Here is a 22,588-nt window from a genome sequence, read left to right as displayed (position 1 = left end):
TTTTTCTAATAGAGCTAAATCTAGATTAAACTAACTAAGCTACATAAAAAAATGACAAATCAAAGAAAAGATTTTTGCATAAATTATCTCATTACTTTATATCCAATTTCTATATTCTTTCTTTATTAGAATAATAGTTCGCTAGCTTATCTTTTCTTAAAAAAATGAATTCCTTAATGATAGCCCATCTCTTATTTTTTAGATCAATTTTAAAATATTGTTAAAACAAAGTAATATATTCATTTTTTGTAAATATGCTCTTTCACAGATCTTTTTGTTATACAGTATTTGAAAGTTTATTTTATATTGATATTCGGCAAGATTGTAGTAGAACTTTTATTAAGTAATTATTATATTTATGACAACTAAAATTACTAAAATTTAGTTTCTTTTTGATTATTCTATTTGATAATTTTCATGGATTTAAAAATGTATGAGAACATTAATTATAGAGTTACTTAGAGCTACTTTAATTTTTTTTTTAGTATTTAGAATACTTAAAGAGTGAATATTGTAATTATTATTTTACTGTGTTAATTTATTTTTGTAGTTCTAATTAGATTAGATAGTTTAATTACAGGGAAGTTGTAGAAATATCAAATTGCTAATTTAAAACTTAAAGAATAAATTTATGAAAAATTTTGCTGAATAAAGATATGGTAAATTTTATGAGATATAATTTATTAAAACAAGTGGAATAAATCTTTTTTTGGGTGAATTAAAGAAGGATTTATTTACACCCAATACTCCTTTATTAAGCAGTAGGGTTTTTAACCATATAGCTTAAGAATGACAAATTATGAAAACACAAGAGAAAAGAATTTAATTTCTTCTCTTGTGTTTAGATATTCATAAGGATTTATTTAAAGGAGTTAATACTAGTTTAAAGAGTAATTTATCTTGTATAAATGCTTTAGTATTTAAAATAGAAATTAGTATATCAAGCTTAATTGGGGGACAGGATTTATTGGATTATTTAGAGGCTTAGAGAGTATTAAATTTAGCTCTACTGATTTTGATTAAATTTTATACAGAAATATAGGTCAAAATCTTTTTTTAAGATTAATAATTAGTTTAGCAAATTTAGTTTCTAAATCAAAGGAGGAGGGGGGTACCTAAATTTTTTTAGGAAGTGTTTCTAGTAATAAAACTGAATGTTTTTGATTCTAATAAATGTAGAATGCTGTAAATATGATTTAAAAGAAAATCTGGTTTTCTTTCCAAAATAAATTTGATTTTAAGTTAGTGTTAAACAAAGACCTTAAAAAATAAGTTAGTTTGTACAAACTAGTTGATGATTTTAATAGTACTAGTAAATAAGGTTAAATTTAGATTAGATAACTCATTAATCGAGTGATAATTTTAGATATAGCTTACAGTTTTTAGAAAATAAAAATGGAAGATATGCTTTAAATATGAAGATGAATTTGAAGTTCAAGTAGACATTAATGATTTTATTTTAGAGACTTGTGAGTTTAAATTTTTTTCTAGTTAATTACTTTACCTGTATAATGTTAGATGCTGTTTGATTTGGATGAATTTACAAGTTATTTGAATGTTTAAATAAGCAATCTAATAAATAGTGACAATTTTATATATTGATTTATTTAAAGGTTATGGTCTATGTATATTATTTATTAATAAGATATATAGAGAATAATAAAATTAGTTTTAATTAGTTAAAAGTTTTAGTATCAACTTTAGAAATAATATATCTTTAATGGGCGACTTAGTAAGAAATAGCTTAACGGAGATTCTCTCCTACAAGTCTTATTAGAATAGTCTTAGATTAAAGTTTAATTCATATATAAAGTTGAAATCTTTCAATGAGGTTAAGTTTATATGATATGAAATTACTTGATAAGCAGTAGGTAGGTGAGAAAACTTTTAAGCTATATTTGTATCCTGGAATTTGCAAAAATATTACATAGTGTTATGTTAATTAATGCTTTTTTAAAATGAAGGTATCATTGTTACTTTAGCAGATTCACTTAAACTAGATGTATAGTCAAATCATTTTGACATCATTATGAATAATAAATAATACCAATAGTGAAAATTTAGAAGCTTTAAGAGATTATATATTTGATTTAATAGGGGAAATAAACAGTATTTGTTAGGTTTAGGTAAATTGTAAATCAATTTTTAGGCCTATCAAGTGCGTCTAATTTTATGTATTTTTACTATCTGATTTTCAATCAGATTAATGCATATCTTTCTCAAGTTTTATATTTTTTAAAAAAATCTTCTGAGAGGCTGTTAAGTACTATTATTGGCTATAATTATTAATATTTCAAAATCATTCTAAGTTTGTAAATTAAGATATTAATACAAATCCTGAGGAGATTACTCTAAATAATAGTAATACTTTTACTATTAAAGAATCCGTGTTTTTATTTAAATATCTATATTCTATTTATGAAAAAGTTTATTTCTTCAATTTAAGAGCCATGTCCTTTTTTAAATAAATTATTAGAATTTAAAACAGATTTTATAAGGATATAGTTTATAGCAAGATTTAATTTGGATGTTTATTATTTTTTTAAGGGTTTATATGGAATTTTGAATAAAGGCATTTCATTTAAAACATCATTTGTTTATGAGTTAAATATTAGCTTTCAAATTAAAAGGGCAGAACTTTTAATTTTTAAAGCTATAAAGGTTAAAATAGGTTTAGGAGAATATTTATGGTTAACGTTATTTATATTATTTATATATTTTTTTGGTTGTTTTTGAGTTTAAATCTTATAGCTAGAGCATCTTCAAGGCCTTTTAATTTCAAGATTTGTAATTTTGAACGAGATATTGAGTATGTATATGAGCTAAGCTATGAGTATAGAAACAGCATATTAATTAAGACCACTGATTCAATGAGGCATCTTAAGGTTAATCTAATTTTAAAAAGGATAACTGGATTTGAAATCTATTATTATTCTCTTTTAAATTTGATAAGAAATGATTTTTTTTTAAAAGTAAGAACTGAATTTTTAAGAAAAAGTAACAAACGTAGTGATGTTATTTTTTTGCAAATTGACCATAGAATTCAAGATATTATAGAAATTCCTATTGAAAGACTTCTTGAGAAAGATAGAAGTAGGCTTTTTAATTTTAGTAATAAGAACTTAATTGAAGAGACCGATTATTCCAAATTATTTATTAGTATGCAGATGCGAGATATTGAGTTTTTAGAAAGTTATATTACAAGGCAACTTGGTTTAAAATTAGAAATTTCAAACTACAATTCGGGTAATTTAAGACTCAATGTGATATTAAGACCTAATAGATCAGATATCTTAGTAAGATCTGATGAAAATTAAGGCTTAACAGGAATATGAGTTCATTAGCATTATTAGTGAGTCTTGGTAATGGTTCTATTCTTTCATGAAGAAATACTCTTAATAATTTTAATAACTTTTGACAAAGGATATGTTCTTGTTCACTAGTTAATAAAGGAAGTGTTTATGTTGCTATTTCAATATGACTTTAAAATAGAATTTTATAGCAATAATAGGGGATTCTTAAGTCTAAGGCCTAAGCTTGTAATAGAGACAAAGAAAGGAACTCCTCTTATTAATATTTTAATTAGTAATGAGTATTCTGCTTTAAAATCAATGCAATGCAAAAAGGCACAGCTGCAGTTTTTTAATATGCCTTTGAATTTTAATAAATCTTTAAAAATTGGTGATGTTGTTAACATATTTTACAGAAAGTTTTCTTATGAATCAAATATAGGATATAAGTTCATTATGGCCGGGTATTTGGGAGCGCCTATTGATTTTGATTTTGAAAATGGTGATTTTATTTGTGAGTATGATGTTTGTCTTATAACAAAATATAAATTTTTAAATAAAAAACTTACTGTTAATAATTTTAGTGGCAAATCTTTAGAAGAATCAATAAAATCAGTATTTAAAGACAAAGCAGTTATTCATATTAATAGAGAAGATAGGGAGCGAATAATAGATGAGGATTTTTATGTATCAACTTTTAAAGAGTTTATAGAAAGGCTTTTAGGTAAATATGTTCATTTAATATTTGTTGATACTGGAGATTTGACTAGTAAAGTTGATATTAGGTTTGTTTTTATAAATTTTAATGCATTGGGGAATGTTGAGAGTTTTTATAAAAATCTTCAAGATTATTCACTTTTGTTTATTACACAAAAAGAACTAAGAGACTTGAGACAGCCTAATTTTGATTTTTGGAGTGCTACACTTCTTTTCACAGATAAAATTAAAGTGGGAGACAGGGTTAAGTTTATAAATCAATATGGAGAGGTTGTAAAAGCTGTTGTTAAGGAAACAAGTGCCCATTTAACTAATATGGGTAAATGCATATTAAAATTAAAGCTTTACAATGTAGATAAGGTATTGTATGAATAAAATTATAATGTTTGATGATTTACTGGTATTTGAGAATGCTAATCATATATGTGTAAGAAGATATTTATTTGCAGGAATAGAAATATTAAGCAATTTGATTTTAAAATTCAGAGAATAGTTTGTTTTAATTGAATAATATAATCTTAGTATTTTAAACCTAAGACTTACTTTTGAAGAAAGCTATAAGATAGTATTATTTCAAAGTAATATTAATATTTTTAATAAATTGTATAGTAATTATTTTGACAAAGCTATTTTATATCTTAAATTTCGTATATTCTGATTAAGTATTAAGATAAGAAATTAATATATCTTAAAAAGAATTAGGTATTAAAGGCAATATTATAATACTTATTGCTAAGAATGCAGGCTTTGAGGACTAGAATATTAAGGCTTATGTTTATGTCTTTATCTTTAATTAAAGGATTAAAAGGTATAGCAGTTCGTTTAAGTAAAAAGCATATATTAAAGGTAAGTTATTTGAAAATAAACGTATGATAGATTTAATATTATCTATGTTAAACAGCAAGAATGTCCTTGCTATATAATGGCATATATCTCAGATTTTCTTAAATTTAAGTTTTAACTAATTTTTAAGATCATTAATATCAATCAAAATGAATCTAGATATTAGTCTTTCATTTATTAATTTTTTTCAGTTTTTTCAGTTTTCTTTCATGTCTTTCTTTTTGTCTTATCATGCTTTTATTACTTCTATATCTTGATTTATCAATATTGTTTCTTATTGTTATATATGTCATTACTATTCATCTTATTTGTTGTATACTCATCATCATTCTATTTTATATATTTTTGATATCAAATAAATTTAAGCGTAAAATTTATCTTTTTTTCAAATGAAATACGTGAAATTTTTTCTACATTTTTAATTAAAATGTATTTTCTAATTTTATGTTTTGTTTAGAGGTTAATATTTTTAATAAGATATTAATCTTCAGATTAATTAAAAAATTAATTTATAATTATGATAGTCTATATAAATCATAGTAATTATAAAACTGTTGATTATAAAAAAAAGATTTATCAGAAGTAATTATTATAATATTTTTTTATATCTTACTTACATTGTTAATTGGTTATCATCATTAAGAATTTAATAACTTTATTGGATAGATAAGCCTTTTTAAAACAGAAAAGAATGACAGATATAAAAAGTTAGATAAATACAGATATAGGAAAGAGAGAGAAATTTAATAAAAGCCCAGCAGGTGAAACGTAACAATAAGATATAGCAAAAAAAGAACAACATCAGAAGATAAGGCATGCAGAGGGAATAAGTAAAGTAGCATATGTAAATGTAACAGAAGAGACAGAATACATGGATGAAAAGACGTAAGATGAAGAAGAAACCATAGGGGATTAGTAGCTACGGATGATGTACTTAAAACAAATATATTGGTATCAACAAGTATAACATTACCAAAAAAATCATATACTAAAAGTAAATTCAATAGATTAAGATTGAAAGCTATATCTATTGAAAAGGAAAAGAATGCAGCTCAATATCAGTGCAGTAGGTTGATTTTGATTTAATAAAAAGAAGAAAGAGAGCAAAAGCAAGATACTTACATTAAACTATAAAGAATAATAAATGCATTCAGGTGTAAGCTTAATGATACTAGGAATGAATTTGTTATCCTTTTTCCTATTGTGCATAGTCTAATTAAATGGCATGGTATTAACTTAAATATGGCAAAATAAGCATAATGCTATTGAGGTAAAACAGTTTGAAGAAGTATTCTATAAAATACCATTAATATACATGCCTGATCTGACTTAATTGAAGGAGAAGATAAGATTTATCAGAGAATAAGATGATAAATGAGAGTTTTATGTATTCAGATCTAGAAAAGCTTAAAAAGCCAAATTTAACAATTGTTTTTATGATTTTAGTCTTTTGAATAAGTTTATTTCATCGAGAGAAGAACTATTAAGAATATTCAAAAATGAGTTGTAACTAATAGGTGTTTTAAGAGTTATAAAATATTGATAAGATAGGAATTGATTAAGGTAGTAGACAAATCCTCAGATTTTAATGAGTAAAGCGAAGATTTTTGTAATGCATTAGAAGGTATTGTAAGGATAGTTGAATAAAGAGGAACATGCCACAAATTCTCTCTTTATATACAATATTTTATAATTATAGATTAATATTATATTAATATATTAATATAATATTAATCTATAATTATAGTTAATATAATAGTGTATAAATATGTATATAGTGAAGGAGAAATTGCATGAGGAGATATGTGATAATGTTTTTTGTTTTATTTGCAGTTTTTATGGGTTGTGTGCAAGATGGCAACAAGGAGAAAGAGGTAAGTGAATTAATTCTAGGGGGGAAGAAGAAGACTACTATGAAATAGATAAGGAAGATTACAAAGATTATGAATACTATTCAGAATATGAAGACTATTTAGACAAAGAGGATGAATCAGAAACCAAAGTTGATCCAGAAGACAAGGTTAATTTAAAAACTAAAGTTGATCCAGAAAGCAAGGTTAATTTAAAAACTAAAGTTGATCCAAAAAGCAAAGTTAATTCAGAAACCAAAGTTGATCCAGAAGGCAAAGTTAATTCAAAAACTAAAGATTTTATTTATAATAATTTTATTAAGAAAGTATCAGATTACCAGGCAGAGTTTAGAAAAAAAAGAAAATATTTAAGAATGGCCATCATTCATTTCCTGTTTTGATAAATAAACTAAGAAGAGTTAGATTTGATTATGCTACTAAGCCAGGGGAAATGGATAAAATATATGCAGGCTTAGGGTATGATGCTGATTCTATTAAAAAATTAGAGGAGGTATTTCCAATATTAACAGTCACTCTTTTTGGACATGTGGACGATATGATTCCTCTTTCCGGTTTATTATTGAAATTATTCATAGACATTAACTTTTATACTCAAGAGGTCTTAAGTAAATCTTTGCAAAGGAGTAACTTGTCTAATCTTAAGGTAATTAAAAATCCCGATATTTTTAATTTAATTGCTCAAAGATTGGATGAATTTATGAGTAAAAGAAAAAATCTTCTATCAAAGATTAAAGCTAGCTTGTCAGTAATGCATGCGGACAAGAGTAATAAAACATTAATTTATAATGAAATACAAAGAATGACAGATAATAATTTGATCTTTAAAAGAGAATGTGGGAACTTAGAAAAAATATCAAAAGAAATTGGAAGATTAATTAATCTTAATAAATAAAGATAATTTTTTATGTCTTGATTTAATATAATAATATTTATGTTAAACTTAATATATAATGATATTAAGTTTAATATGATAATTAGTATAGTAATATCTACCAGTATATAAGCTTAATGTGAAGGAAAAGCTATATAAAAAGAAGTGTAATATTTTCTATATTACTTATTATATAATTAGCTAAGATTAAAAGTTAGCAGTAAAGAGCACAAGGCATTTATAAGATTGTCTAGAGCAATAGATAATTGGATTAGGCTTAATATTTTGAATAAAATTCAAAATATTTCATAAGGAAATTTCTTTAAATCAGTGAGAAATATGATTTTTATTACACAGTTTGGATAAATTTAAAATACCCATCTATTTAAAATTAGATTTATATGATGAAAAGAGGAGTATTTTATGAAAGTGATTGGAATAGTATTTATATTGCTAGCTATAATAATGAGTTGTGGACAAATACCTGGAAAAGGAGCAAGAATAGCTGACTTAGGAAAAAGAAATAAAATTAGCAAGAAGAAGATTCTTGAAGGGGAAAAAAACACAATTGAACCGGAAAAAAGCGAAGAAAAGGCTATTAATGAGATAGAAAAAACATTTAAAGAAGGAATTGTTACTGTTAAAAAAGAAAAAGTTGATTCTTTTATTACTCTAGATAAAAGGTTAAGGCAGCTAAGAGATGAACTTAAGGGTGCTAGGATTAAATTTATGTCGCAGGGTCATGCATTTCCTGATAATTTAGAAGGTAGGGTGCTTATTCAGGGCGCAATTAATACCGGCAAATATTCATTTCCTAACATTTTAAAGGTGATTAAAGACAGAGGCATTGATTTTGAAAGGTCAGGACAAATAGATGAATTTTATGCAGGACTAGGATATGATGTGGGTTTTATTACAAAACTAGATGCAATAATTTCTAAGCTAGATAGAAGGGGCGATAGGTATGATATTGCATTTAAGGTAATAAAGAATATAGGTGAGATTGAACATTATAAACGAGAAGTTTTAAATAGGCATTTAGGAAGTTCAAACTTATCTAAGCTTAAAGGTAAAAATAATGAAATAATTGCTGTGATTAATGGATTTTTAGATAATTTTATTGAGGCAAAATCAAATGCAATAGAATTGATTAAAAAACAAATAGAAGTAGTAGCAAACAAGACAAAGGAAAAAGATATATATGATGAGCTACAAGAAGCAACTCATTATAATCTGGAAATTAATAGGGCATTAGGTGCTGTGCAACAAGAGTATAATAAAATTTTAAATTTTTCCTTGAAGTTAGATAATTAATTTGTATTTTTAAACTCAAGTTTATATTAATGAGTTAATAGGTGAAATACTTATGCATAAAGGTTTTAATACAAGATAAACACTAATTAGTAATTTTAAGCTTAATGTGTTTGATGATTAATTAAAAGATAGATAATTAGTATTTAACAAGCTGAAAGGAGAATAATATGAAAATGTATAGAGTGTTGTTAATATTGCTAGTTATAATAATGAGTTGTGGGCAACAAGCTGCTGTTGATGCATACAAGGAACAGATAGATACATCAAATAAAAGGAAAAATTATAATCATCAAGAATACAAAGTTAGCAGAACTGTAGAAGAAATTGAAGATGAGTATGACGATATAATGAATTCAGTGGTACTTTCCTCTGGGTTGAGGAAGAAGGTAAGTGAACTAAGATATAAATATAAGAGATCTAAAGAGGCTTTTACTGATGGCGGGTATTTAAGACAATTTGGAAATGATTTTTATAAATATAACCCAGCGTATACTGCTCCTCATAAAGTAGATTATATATATGCAAGTCTTAATTATGAAGTAGATATTATTAAAAAGCTAATAGAAGTACTTAATCGATTGCTAATTTATGATCCTTATGATGGCTATGTCTTGGTAACAAGTCCATTAATGCGAAATTTATATACCATAACACAGCATGAATACGATGTCTTATATAATTATTTATCAGATGAAAATTTATCTAAGCTTATTAGAAGCGGAGAATTAAAAAAAATACGAAAGGTTAGTATACTTTTAGATAAGTTTGTTAAGAAAAAAGAAGATTTAATAAAGCGATATAGATCACAGATAAATATAGTAGTATCAAAAAATCATAATAAAGCATTGATAAAAAAAGAGTTAAATAAATTAACAGGCGTAGAATTTGTTAAAGGACTTATGAGTCTTGATGAAATTGTGAGAGAAATTAAAGATTTAGTTTGATGATTAAAAATAGAAAGAAGATATAACTTTGTAGAAAGTTATATGTGAATTGCATATATAAACTAATTAGTATTTAACAAAAGGAAAGGAGAATAATATGAAAATGTATAGAGTGTTATTCATATTGCTAGTTATAGTGATGAGTTGTGGGCAGCAAACATCTAATAAAGAAGATAAAAATCATAAAAAGATATTAAAAACAAAGAAACAAAAGAGAAATAGAGGAACAGTGGGCCAAGGAAATGATGTTAAAAAAGCTGATAAAGATAGTGATTTTGCAGTGGTGGGGGAGCAGATGAGTGCACCTTATTACATGTTAGAAAGAAAGGTTAAGGCATTAAGAGGTAAACTTGAGAGCGCTAGAAGTATATTTATTAAACAGGGTCATTCATTTCCTAATCTTGTAGATTCTAAAAGTATTGTAAAAGCAGTTATGTCTAGGCAACATTCATTTCCTACTATTGTAAGTGTGTTTCTATATGAATATGGAGCTGAATCTTTACCAGAACGTGTAGATGAATTTTATGCAGGCTTAGGGTATGATGTAGCTTTTATTACAAAGTTAGAAGAGATTTGTTATGAACTGATTGCATATAAACCTGGTAATTTAGATGAATTTGGGGGTAAATATTATTTTTGTGAAGAAATAATATTTCCAATGATTAATGCTTATAACTTAAATCAAAAGATATTGTATGAGTATTTCAGTGACACAAATCTAGTTAAGCTTAAAAGTGACAATAATCCAGAAAATATTGCAAAGGCTAATAAACTTTTAGGTGAGTATATTAAGATAAGGGTAAATGTATTAGATAGGATGGCTGAACAAATGGAGATAGTAAGAAAATCTAATAAAGGAGCTGAAATATATAATAAGTTTACAAAGATTTATGACGAAAAAATTCTATTTTTTACGTATGGTAAATTGAACAAGATTGGCAATGATATTGAAAAATTTTTCTTGAATTTGAAAAATGATTTACAACGTAAATTTAGAAAGAAATTAGAAGGATAATATAATCTGCTATAGTAAAGAAAAATATGAGTAGCAAGATATGACTTTGTAGAAAGTTATATGTGAATTACATATATAAACTAATTAGTATTTAACAAAAGGAAAGGAGAATAATATGAAAATATATAGAATGTTGTTGATGTTGATAATTGTAATGATGAGTTGTGATCAGCAAACATCTAATAAGAGGGGAGACAAAAGGAAAATAGGAATATTTAAAACAAGAAAGCATGAAAGAAAGAAAATATCAATAGATCAGAAAAAGCTAGATGAGAAAACATATGAACAGGCTAGTATAGAAGATGAAAAGATAGAATATTCACCTTACGATATACTAGAAAGCAAGGTTAAGATATTAAGAAATGATATTGAGAGTGCTAAGGGTATATTTGTAGCTCGGGGTCATACAGCTCCTGATTTTACAGACTTTAATAGCATTAAAGATGCAATTGATTCTGGAAAATATTCATTTTCTAACATTTTAAACTTGATTAGTAGGCAAACAAGAACAATAACGGCATTTCCAAAGATAGTGGATCGAATTTATGCAAGTTTAGGGTATAATATAGATACTCTTTTGAAGTTAGAAGAAATAATACCTAAAGTATTGAATAATAATTATGCTTCTTTTGACGCTTTTAATCTCTATGACAGTTTCTTGCGTATATTATCTAATCTTTATGACTTGAATCATAAAGTATTATATGATATCTTCAGTGATATAACGTTAGCTAAGCTTAAGAGTGCTAATAATCTTACAGATATTGAAAAGGCCAGCTATCTTTTAGATAGATTTGATAAGTTAAAAGTAAGTTTGGTATTAAATGTAAAAGAACAAATAGAAATAGCTACAAGAAAAAAAGATAAAAAAGATATATTTGAAGAGCTTAAAAAAGCTTATGGACAAGCATTTAGGTCTGGATATTTAGCATTGGATATCGAATATTTTAATATTTTAAAATTATATTCAGGTATTAAATAAATAATTTACTAATTTTAAAACTGATTTGATTTATTAGAAGAATAGTAAGGCCCAGTGATGTTGAAATTAAAGCAAGATTCATTTAGCAAGATATTAGATAGAGAAAAATTAACTTGTAGCAGCTACTAGAAGTAAATGTTTATTTACTAAATTTTTATGAAGAAATATAAAACAGCAATCAAATTGGTTATTTTGGTTCAGTACAAAAATTAGTAGATGGTGAGCTTGTAAAACTTTAAGCCTGATAAAAGTATTTTACTTATTTTTGAATTTGATAATTGTTTAGATAATTTATTTAATCAAGAGGAAGTTTGTTAAAAACTGTTAGGGAGTAAATATTAGAAATAATAGAGGAAAATAATAAGAGGAGAAGTAAGGTAGGACTGGTAGGCTTTATGAGTAAATAGATATCGTTTTAATTCGAAATTAAATAACTCAAGGTTTGAAGAAGAGTATAAATTATTGTGAAAATCTTATATTAAGATAGCAAAGAGTTAATTCAGTTAAAATGGAAGAATCCTAAGAAAGTCTGGATTTGTTGTTTAATGAAACTAATCCTCGTATTGCTTAGTGGTATAATAGATATTATTAGTAAATTAATTAAAATATTATATTAAAAGGGCTTTATTTTTAATTGTTAATATATAGTTGACATTTTAATAAAAGCGAAGGAGGATAAAATGAAAATTTATATAATGATAATTTGCTTAGTTCTACCTTTGTTATTTGGGTGTAAGCAAGTAAGTGATATTTTAGAAGGGGAATTTGAAGAACTTCATAATGAAGTTGATAGTAGTAATAAAAGTAAAAGAGAGAAAATAGACCCAAAAAAGGGCATTAAGGTAAAGACAAAGGTATCAGATGTCAATTCAGAAGGAAATGAAGGAGGAGCACAGAAGGACAAAAGGGAGTTATCAAAGAGAATAGAGGAGTTAGATGCAATAAAATCTAATGAAATAAAAGAAGCATTAGATCAAAAACCAAAAATTGAGACTTTAACAAAAGCACAGGAGTTGGCATACAAAACATTGGATAAGAAAGCGAAGGCATTTAAGAGTAGGTTAGAAAGACAAGAAAAGAATTTTAGAGATGGTAGATATTCATTTTCTAGAATATTAGATAGAATCAGGAATGCGGAAGGAGGGCGGGCTAACTGGGTTTCTATACCAAACGGATTGAATAATGTTTATGTGGCACTTGGGTTTGATATAGGTATTCTTCAATGGATAGAAGATATACTTAGGATTTTATTTGTTCATAGAAATCCAGGACATAAAGGTATTAATAATTTATTAAAGGAATTGAAAGAAGCTGGTGTGATTACCAAGAAATTTTTAGTATGGATAAGTGATAGTGAGCTTGCAAAATTTAAGGTTGGTAAAAATGCTTTGCTTATTTCTAAATTTGATAAATATTTAGATGAATTTATTTCAATAAGAGAAAAAATGATACAAGCTGTGGAAAAGCATGTATTATCTGTACTAAAAGGATGTAATAAGGATAGAATATCTTTAATGGCATTCGTAGATGAGTACTATTTTAATGATAGTCTTAATAAGGTTTTTAGTGGCTCAAATGTTACTGAATTGTATGAGTTATTGAAAAAAGCATATCTAGAAATGGAAAGAAGCCTTCCGATTTAAAGATTACAAAGTAATGTTATTTCATAATATATTTGGTATTTAATTAAAAAATGAAAGTAAAGATATTATTTATATGTAAAGTTTACTTTCTATTTTTATGTTGTGATGGAAAATTGAATTTGAAGGATAGTAATATGAAAAGGTTTAAATTTGTGTTTTGCTTAGTACTATTTATTTTAATTGGTTGCAAGCAAGTTGATAATATATTCGAAGATAAACCTTTAAAAAAGAAAGGGGGGGGGGTGTAAAAGTATCTGAAGCTTTATATTAAAAGGTAAATAAAAGATTAGCTTTAGAAGAAGATAGGTCAGCAAAAATGATTGAGAAATTAGAACAAGAGAATCTTAAAAATAGGGAATCATCCTCTAATCATATGGAGAGAAAATTTAAAGTATTTAGAGAGCGTCTATAGATAAAAGAGAATAGATTGAATTAACTTATTGTTTCAGGCAAATATTTATTTTCTGAATTATCAGAGGTAATCTTAAATAGTAAAGATGTTAGCTATGATATTGAATTCAGAACATTATATTATATTTACTACTCGGTTGGATATAATGTGTTTACTATTACAATTAGAAAAAATATTTCAGAGATTATGTTTTATTAAAGCAAAATGGGACTAATTGAATCTAGAAGATGTTTGCGAGATATTATTGAAGTCTTTGCATGATACTGGGTATCATACTAGTGTATTTATAGGGTGTTTAGGTGAGTTAAGCTTAAGAAAGGCAAGATAAATATTTTTTTACTTAATAGACTTATAGATCAATTTATTTTATTAAGAAAAGATTTGGAAAGAGCTATTCAGAAATAGATAGAAATAGCAACATATGATAGAAATAATATAGAAAAAATGAAAATAACTTGCTCTTGATATATGAACCTTATTCAAAGATACTTGCAGTGTCTAATAGACTTAATATAACATTTATTAATATTAAGAAGTGCTTGTATGGGAACAAAAGAATTTAGTTAGGTTTTGCACAAATCTTAATTTATTGATATATAAAAGAGGATAGGCGATCTTGTAGTATTTAGTAATAATTATTTTAAATTTTTTTATTACAGATTAATAATGATTATTGTTTTATAGTAAATTATGTGTTGGTATTGCAAATCAATAAAGTCGATAAATAAGATAAACTAACACTAATTAATTATTGGTTAGTAATTATTCTAGGAAAATATTATATCAAACAGGATAATGTTTATATTGTTTACACTATTAACAGTTTTGAATTGAGCTTATACTCAGATAAAAGTATATCTCAAAATAAAGTTTTAAAGACTACAATTAAACTACCTTAAGAATTTAAAACTGAGAAGGAAACTATGGGAGGGGGAAAAGATTTTATGAATTAAAGAAAAACTTAAATAGGATTAAAGAAAAAATCAAAAAGTTGTAAAAATGCAGTTAGTAAAGGGATATAAGTATTTTTATAATATTAACTAGAGAAATTATAGGTATTCGGTTCTGATAGATAAACCAATTATAAATTATTAAACTTATTATATGGTATTGGGGCTTACTTATCAAATCGTAAATAATTTTTAGGAGAGGCAATATTAACTAAGCTTAAAAAAAGTAATATAATGAGTACTAATGGTTATTGATGAATTTATTATGTTGATGAAGGAAGAACCAGAAAGGGTTATAGATCAAGTAAAAGCAGTTATAATAACACAAAAGAATTCTAAACAGAAGATGTTATTTGAATTGAGCAAGATGAACAAAAACAATAAGTCGTTTATAATAAAGCATATGTTTTGAAAAATATTAAATAGAAATCTAAAGCTTAAGTAGAAATAGGGCTTGCCTATCGAACTCTATTTTATTTAAAAATATAAAACAAAAATAAGAACTATCTTATAAAGATTAATAAATAATAAGTTAACAGCACAGTGTAGGCCTACTTTAGTTTTAAACAGATCAATTTAACACAAATTAATTGATAAAGAAGTTAAGCGAATCTAATTAGCTTAATCAAGTTATATTACTGTCATTGTATATATTTCTATTTAAAATTTATTTATTCTTTGCAAATCATTTTTAAAATCAAACTTTTCAGATTTTAATTAAATTAGTTGTTCTTCTTTAAAAGATAATATTAAACTTTCATTTAAGTCTTTATCTAGTTTTTTATAAAATGCTTCAGCAATTTATAACAGATTTTTCTTTCTTTACAAAGATTTAATTAACTATTTATTTGAGTTATATAAAAACTCTATTGATTTATTAATCATCTGTTATTTTTAACTATCCTAAGTGAATTGTAAAGATTTTCTTTGTATTTCTTTAAGCAAAATCGTATTGTTAATATTTTTCTTTTCTGTTTGGTCATTTCTATCATAGTCTTTATCGAATTTATTTTCAATGACTGTAGTCCAGATATAGGGCTTTAGATACCACTTAATTTAGAATTTTCAGTTATTTATGTCAATATATTATCTGAAACTATATGCCTCACTTATAAATGTTAAGTCTTATTTAATTGAAGCTAAATTTTATTTAACAACAAATTTTATTTTAAGTTCCACAAGCTGTATTTTTTCATTATTAGATAAAACTAAGGAAGTATAGGAAAGACACGAGCTATCTTAAAAACAGATGATATTAAACTTTTTAAATTTTTATATTTTTTTCATTTTTTTTTGGTTAATTGCTATATTAAAAGATTAAATATGGGAAAGACAACAAAGAATAATCTTTGTTGTCTTTGAAATTAATTCTCGTTCAAGGTATCTTCTATTTGGCTTTTTAATGCCTTAAATATAAAAGAATCACTAATAGATCTTAAAGCTATATAAGCTCCCTCATGCCCCTCATTACTACTACAAGCAATTTTGATATTTCTTAAATATTTCTCTTCTTTTTCTTTAAATTGATTCTCAAAATTTTGTTTTTGGGGATGATCGTCTGGTATGCTGTATATAGCATTTCTTACATTATCCCGTGCTGTCATAGTTATAACTATTTCTGAAATAGCTTCTTTAGTTTTATTAGCGCCCATAATAGTTAAGAATTCATGGAACTCTTCTTCTGTATAGTTCTTAACTCCCTCTGCATCCTTTGCAATAAGAGGATTAGTTAATACACTCTTTAAAAATTGAACTGCCATTTGTTCTTCAGAAGAAAGTTGATATTTTTCAACTAAACTTTCTAAAGTGTTCACATCGTCAGAATCAGCATTCTCAATCTCTTTATCTTCATAATCTTTTACCTCACTCATATCGTGGGTATTTTTTATATCCTTGCAGCTAAAAAGCATTAAGATTAAAATTAAACTTTTAAAAATTTGAATATTCATGACTTAATGTCTCCTTCTAATAACAATATATACCACTTAATTATTAAGAAAATTTTTATAGTAAAACAATTGAAATTAAGCTAGAACATAACATATGTGAAAGTTAAAATGAAAGAAAATATTACAAATCTATAAAACTTACTCTTATTCAAGAAATCTAAACTCTACTTTTCTTAGATTTCTAATATATAACGGGGATGATATGCTTAGCATGAAAAGTTAAAGAAAAACAATATTTTATCTTGTTGCTATTATAATTATTTTGTTTAAATCTATGGCATAAAACTAAATGAATACAATACTAGTAGAGTATTTATTTTGCTTAAGTATTTAATATAAATATCTGTGAGACAGACAAAGCAGATTTAAGCATAAATTATACTTAAATTAAGTGTTGCTAACCTTAGTTTTATATTCATAGTGTTCAATTGTGAATGTTGATATCATCGCTGTTTTATATATTAGGTGTTTATATTCATAATATGATTTGAAATAACTATCTTTGATTTTGTTTAGGAAAGCAATTTGTGGAGAGAATGAGTAGTCGTATTTTCTATATTAGGTTAATTTAACTTAAAAACAGGCTTAAAGGTGAAAAGATTAGATTTGATTTGATAGATTAATCGTTTTTATTCTTTTAGATAAAATAGATAAATTTAAATCATATTAATATAAGGTTAAGAATTACAATAGGGAATTTTTGTAGGTCTAAGTTATGAATCAATTTTCTTTAAGCTTATGGAAGAAATTTTGACATAGTTAAAAACAATTGAATTTGCTACAAGGGAAACAGTAAATATATTATTCTGTTATTAACTTTGTTAAGCAATATTGATTTTATACACAAAATATTTTTATTTATCTTTATATAAAATAGAGCTAGACAAGCTTAAAAATAAACATAATATTATAGAGATTAACTATAATTTAGTAACTACTTTATTTTTTATATCTCTTTAAAAATCTTAATTTAAAAATCTTAAAAAGAGTGATTTTGTTTTAAAATATTGTTGTGTTTTTTAAGAGAAAAGAAGACTATCTTTATATGTTCTCCTACTTTCTCTATTCTATTTTATTTAATTAAATTAGCAATATCTCGACTACTAGCATGATTTCACATTGCTAAGAGACTAATATGAACTCAGTTTCATTTGATATTACTTCTTTATTTCCGATAATTAGCCTTTCTGAAGATTTTTCTGCTTGTCTGCTTGTATCTTCTTCTTCTGAGGTTGCTTTCGGTATTGGTGGTTGTTCTTTTTTCTTAGCTATCATTCCTGTTGATTCTTTAAGTGCTTCTAATATTGAGTCAGGTGTCCATGGTCTTTTTGGTAGTTGATCTCGTATAATATTTCCTTTTGCTGGTGAAGTATGTTTTTGGCTTCCATTTCCTGTTATTAAAGAAGGTGTTTTTGGTTGTTTTTGGTATACTACAGGTAAATTTGTTCTTTCATCTACACTTCTTACTACCTCTGATTGATTTGTATCATTTCTAGATACTGGTATAATTCCATCTTTTCCCCTTGAGATTTATTTCCATTTTTTAGCTGCTTTTGCAGGCTAGATGTCCATGATTCATTATCACAGCTAACTGTCAATGTAATAAATGAAATAATCATTATTATGTTAATTTTTTTCATAAAGTCTTCTCCTCTTAGATAAATAATATTATATAATTATTTATATTATTTAAGATATAATATTTATTAATATAAATTATAATTTTATATTAATAAATATATTAGTTTTATTTTCTTTTTTCAGATTTGTTTATTTAAAAAGTTTTTCCATTTATTTTTGCTTTCCAAAAAGAAATGGAAAAACTTTATTATGTATTATATATTTCTGTCAAGTCTTTAAAATTATTAATCTTTTTTTCTTTTTCAATTAATCCAATTCGTATTTATAATTTTTATTTTTTAATTCTGCTTTTAAATAGCCTTGAACTTTCTTTATTGTTTCATATCTTATATTTATAAATTCATATTATTTTAGCTCCAATTTCTTTTTTTATTTGTATAGTATAGTACCTATATAAGTTTTTCTTTCTTAAATAGTTATCTAAAATTTTTAGTGTAATTTCTCATTGACTAAGATAGCAATAAAAGAGTCTAGCATTAAATTAAACATTTAAGCAAAGATTCCTGATTTGTATATTATCCTGTGATCATAGAAGATAGGTTCCATGTTTAGTTGGTTGGGGATAAAATCAACAATAAAAGGCATTATAAATTGTGTGCAAAGCCAGTATCATTTCTTTAAAATAATTGATCTTTAAGCTTGAGGAAAATAAGATTACAGAAAGTAAGATTAAGTGTGAGAGGTAATCTCAGAAAGTATAATGAAAGAAATCAAAACATCATAGAAAGAATTATACAGGTAATTGAGGATTCTTTATAAAAAGCAAGATAGTTTAAAAATAATTTTAGTAGCGAAGTAATGAGAATAAAACCAATATATTATTGAATTAACTTGGAAAGGTTAGGATTTGAAGCAGAAGGGACATAAAAATATTAAATAAAGTTAATAAAATTTATAAAGATTTGTAGCTTCGAATAGCAAATGAAATCGTTTTTTGAATATGATAGTAAGCAATTTTTATATTTGTCAGGTTCAGATATCCATTATTAAAAAGATAAAAGAGATAATTTACTTAAGGCTTTGTAATATGTCAAAAAAATGCTAATAAAAGTATAATGTTTTGGTATAAATTTTTAGAGAAAAGTGAAACTGTTTTAGTTAATTCAGTATCTTTTCAATAGTAGTATTTTATGCGAGAGCGTATGTTGAGTATTCTAAAGAAGGAATTGAGAAATTTAGAAAAGGAAATGTTGAATTTAGATATTCAATAAAGGTATTCTAAACATGGAATTAATTTTTTAAAAAAAGACTAGTAAGGGGAAATAGAAAAATGGTTAAAATAAATAAAACCTCACGGTAAGATGAGATTTTATTTAAAGAATAATTTCTGTTAAAGAAAATTAATACATAAATCTTAAATTAATAATTTACATTATACAGGATAGAAAAAAATTAGTACTTTATTATAAATTTTGTATAGTGCTTATATAGTTTAGAGTATACTTTCTCAGTCGAGTTGTAAAGTTCTGCAAATTTGGGCATAAATTTTTGAAAACTTTTATCAAGTTGATTGTGGTCAAGAATACTTATGTTAGATAAAAATTCTTTTTTATATTTATCAATCAAAGGCAATCGCTTTTCTAATGATTCTTTGTATTCATGGTAATGTTTTTGTACTCCTATTGACTCCTCATGAGTCAACATGTTTGCAAGTTCTATTGTATCAAGCAAAAGTAAGCTTAATGAATCAAGTTCATATAGTAAGTAAGCAGCCTTATCTGCATTTTTATCTTTAAGTTTAGTTAAAAACAAAGTTGTTTTTTTAAGTAATGCTTTATTCATAGTTGTGTCAGAATCATTTTTCTCATTTCTTGTAACCATTAAACATAATTTTAATTTATGTAATAAATCTTCACCTGACATTGATTTAAAATCATTAATGGTGGCAAGAAAATAACTATCAAGAATTGATAAATTGTTAAAATTAGTACGCCATTTATGCACTCTTAATTGACTTCTTAAATTGCCCTCTTCATTTAAATATAATGAATATATTGGACTTACAAGTAGCGCAGCCAAAAGAATCGCTTTTGTTGCTAAATACTTAAAAATCATACTTTTTACCTCTCATTTTTATATACTAAACTACTATATAGCATTTTAAGCAAGTTATATATGAAAGTTGATGAATTTAAAATAGGTTTAGTAATAAAATAAACTTGAGGATATCTTGAAACTTATTAGTGTGCTAGGCATGATTAACATGCATTACTGGTTAAAATCCATTTTTACTGAATAAGTTTTTATTTAAGTTTGCATAGTTGAATATGGATAACATTTTTGTCTTTTTGTCATAGAATTCTAAAGAGTTTTAGAATATCCTACTTTTATCGAACATTTTTAATAAGGATGATCTCTTTTTTAGCTTTCATTTGTTTTTAATGCTTTTAAGAAAAGTTTAAGATTAATGACATTGTTATAGGTATTTCATTAAAAAAATTTTCAATTTTATCTTTGGCAGCTTTCTCTTTATCTATGTCAAATTTATTATATATGTAACTGTTAATTTTAAGTAACGTCCTCTCATAGCTTTTATGAAGCTATGTTGGAGTTTTTAGAAGTTTCCTTTATATCCTTTATATATTGTTTGTTATTGTCAGTTATGCCTGGTATTTTATTTATGGCTTTGTATCTATCTTGAGCTTTTCTAGTTTAAAATTGCGGTCTATAAACTTTTCTTTGAATTAAGATTAAATTTGTCAAATAGCTTCTTAACCTTTTCATTTTTTGTTTAAAATAAGGATATCTTCTTTATTTAGGTTACATCGATAGCTATATAATCTAGAAAATTAAAGACTATATTGAATAATTTTGATTGAACTATTCAATTAGTTATTCTTAAATAGAATATTAAATATTTAATAATAAATCATATCTATATCATTTGGATTTCTTAAATCCTAGTATTATTCAGCTATTATAAATTAAGGCTAAAATTATAATAATGATTATTCTTTAAATAATTTTAACATTTATTTTTATTTTAATTTAAAAATAAATGTTGTATGTAAATGATATCTTATTTATTTATAATAAAATATATTTAGTTTTATATATTTAAATATTCAGTAGTTTTTTAAATTAATTTTTTCTTATACTTGAAACAAGTAAAAGCAAAAGTTTAAATTTATTTTGATTTAAGCTTTTAATCATATAAATGATAATCAAAAATATCTAAGTCAATATATAATATATCTACTTAATTTAAATTATGTTAAATAGTAGCTATATTTTGGTGTTAATTTGTTGTTTTGTTTATCTATCTTTGTACTCGATACTTATCACTTTCTAGATAGGATATTTTTTCTACTTATTTAGAACATTTTTGTATTTGTTTAGTATTTTCACTATAAGAAGCAGTAGTATTCATATAAGTTTTAAAATCAGTAGTTTTATTTTTTATTGTCTCAATATGTTTTAAAACAGAGTCAATACTATTCCTATGGTCATCAGGTGTTCCTTTAAAGAAATCAATAAGCTTTTTTCCAACGACTTTCTCGTCATTTTTGTGATATTCGGAATATATACATAAATTTAATACTATATGATAGTTATCATATATTTCTTTTAATTCTTTTGCAAATCTTTTTTTCGCTTGAAATTAATTTTCTTGAACTAGTTTACTTCCCGATGGAAGCATTTATTTAATAGTTTTTTCTATTTCTAGTTTAATCTTTTCTAATTTGAAGTTGACATGTATGAAATCTTCTTTTAAATTACTTCTAAGCTTATTAAATAATGTTGGAAATTTTCCTGATTGTGTAAACTCTGTTTTAAAATTATGGTTATTGTAAATAGTATAGTGTCTTATTTTTTTCTATAAGTTTATCTAAGATAGCATTTAATTCTAGTATATGTACGCCTATGTCTACATCAAATAGTTTTTGCTTAAGCTCAGGACTAAGACTAGTTGGCTTGACATTGCTATCAAAATCAGAATATTGCTTTAAATGTTTTTGCAATATTTCTTATTTAATTTTCTTATAATCTTTTTTCATTCTATCGTCGTCATAAACATTACAACGAATGAATACTATAAATAGCATTTTTTTAAACATGAATTACTTTTTTTAAAATTTAAAATAAGCTTCGTACGTAAACTTAGGCTCTTTACTTGTTCCTAAGTAAGCATAGTACTACTTGTTA

Annotated in this window: 15 protein-coding genes and 1 pseudogene; 13 read left to right on the top strand and 3 right to left on the bottom strand. The window is 24.8% G+C overall.

What is annotated here, in order from left to right; all coding sequences use genetic code 11:
* From F0310_RS05935 to F0310_RS04285, 12 genes and pseudogenes are all read left to right on the top strand, one after another.
* Nucleotides 1-110 (top strand): annotated as a pseudogene (locus F0310_RS05935) (transposase); the annotation flags it as partial.
* Between the two features lie 2,577 nt (nucleotides 111-2,687).
* Complete coding sequence (locus F0310_RS04330; RefSeq protein WP_182117739.1) at nucleotides 2,688-3,317, top strand: hypothetical protein; 630 nt, start codon at nucleotides 2,688-2,690, stop codon at nucleotides 3,315-3,317.
* Nucleotides 3,318-3,461: 144 nt separating this feature from the next.
* Nucleotides 3,462-4,382 (top strand): DUF693 family protein, encoded by a 921-nt coding sequence (locus F0310_RS04325; protein WP_182117738.1) that lies wholly within the window; start codon nucleotides 3,462-3,464, stop codon nucleotides 4,380-4,382.
* Nucleotides 4,375-4,500 (top strand): hypothetical protein, encoded by a 126-nt coding sequence (locus F0310_RS05880; RefSeq protein WP_255492103.1) that lies wholly within the window; start codon nucleotides 4,375-4,377, stop codon nucleotides 4,498-4,500. The genes F0310_RS04325 and F0310_RS05880 overlap by 8 nt, the downstream gene beginning before the upstream one ends.
* Before the next feature lie 30 nt (nucleotides 4,501-4,530).
* Nucleotides 4,531-4,665: a DUF777 family protein gene (locus F0310_RS05930; RefSeq protein WP_182117743.1), complete on the top strand. Its 135-nt coding sequence runs from the start codon at nucleotides 4,531-4,533 to the stop codon at nucleotides 4,663-4,665.
* A gap of 2,486 nt (nucleotides 4,666-7,151) precedes the next feature.
* Nucleotides 7,152-7,613: a hypothetical protein gene (locus tag F0310_RS04315; RefSeq protein ID WP_182117737.1), complete on the top strand. Its 462-nt coding sequence runs from the start codon at nucleotides 7,152-7,154 to the stop codon at nucleotides 7,611-7,613.
* A gap of 402 nt (nucleotides 7,614-8,015) precedes the next feature.
* Entirely contained in the window at nucleotides 8,016-8,906 is an 891-nt protein-coding gene (locus F0310_RS04310) for a hypothetical protein (protein ID WP_182117736.1), read from the top strand.
* A gap of 167 nt (nucleotides 8,907-9,073) precedes the next feature.
* Entirely contained in the window at nucleotides 9,074-9,850 is a 777-nt protein-coding gene (locus F0310_RS04305; protein ID WP_182117735.1) for a hypothetical protein, read from the top strand.
* Nucleotides 9,851-9,947: 97 nt separating this feature from the next.
* Nucleotides 9,948-10,865, top strand: a complete 918-nt coding sequence (locus F0310_RS04300) for a hypothetical protein (RefSeq protein ID WP_182117734.1) — start codon at nucleotides 9,948-9,950, stop codon at nucleotides 10,863-10,865.
* Between the two features lie 115 nt (nucleotides 10,866-10,980).
* The gene (locus F0310_RS04295) at nucleotides 10,981-11,847 is read left to right on the top strand and encodes a hypothetical protein (RefSeq protein WP_182117733.1); all 867 of its coding nucleotides are present in this window, start codon (nucleotides 10,981-10,983) and stop codon (nucleotides 11,845-11,847) included.
* Nucleotides 11,848-12,527: 680 nt separating this feature from the next.
* Nucleotides 12,528-13,490 carry a hypothetical protein gene (locus tag F0310_RS04290; protein WP_182117732.1) on the top strand — a complete coding sequence of 321 codons (963 nt, stop codon included), beginning with the start codon at nucleotides 12,528-12,530 and terminating at the stop codon, nucleotides 13,488-13,490.
* Between the two features lie 1,606 nt (nucleotides 13,491-15,096).
* Nucleotides 15,097-15,264, top strand: a complete 168-nt coding sequence (locus tag F0310_RS04285; RefSeq protein WP_182117731.1) for a hypothetical protein — start codon at nucleotides 15,097-15,099, stop codon at nucleotides 15,262-15,264.
* 952 nt (nucleotides 15,265-16,216) lie between these two features.
* On the opposite strand, the gene F0310_RS04280 is transcribed toward F0310_RS04285, so the two are convergent.
* Nucleotides 16,217-16,801 (bottom strand): BTA121 domain-containing protein surface lipoprotein, encoded by a 585-nt coding sequence (locus F0310_RS04280; protein ID WP_182117730.1) that lies wholly within the window; start codon nucleotides 16,799-16,801, stop codon nucleotides 16,217-16,219.
* Between the two features lie 1,135 nt (nucleotides 16,802-17,936).
* On the opposite strand from F0310_RS04280, the gene F0310_RS04275 reads away from it, so the two are divergent.
* A complete protein-coding gene (locus F0310_RS04275) occupies nucleotides 17,937-18,140 on the top strand; it encodes a hypothetical protein (RefSeq protein ID WP_182117729.1) in 204 nt (67 codons plus the stop codon).
* 1,694 nt (nucleotides 18,141-19,834) lie between these two features.
* Here F0310_RS04275 and F0310_RS04270 read toward each other — a convergent pair.
* Nucleotides 19,835-20,497, bottom strand: a complete 663-nt coding sequence (locus F0310_RS04270) for a hypothetical protein (protein WP_182117728.1) — start codon at nucleotides 20,495-20,497, stop codon at nucleotides 19,835-19,837.
* 1,730 nt (nucleotides 20,498-22,227) lie between these two features.
* Complete coding sequence (locus tag F0310_RS04265; protein ID WP_182117727.1) at nucleotides 22,228-22,404, bottom strand: hypothetical protein; 177 nt, start codon at nucleotides 22,402-22,404, stop codon at nucleotides 22,228-22,230.
* Nucleotides 22,405-22,588: the final 184 nt, after the last annotated feature.

This window comes from Borrelia sp. A-FGy1, assembly GCF_014084025.1.
Lineage (GTDB): Bacteria > Spirochaetota > Spirochaetia > Borreliales > Borreliaceae > Borrelia.
This window is presented reverse-complemented; position numbering and strand designations above follow the sequence as displayed.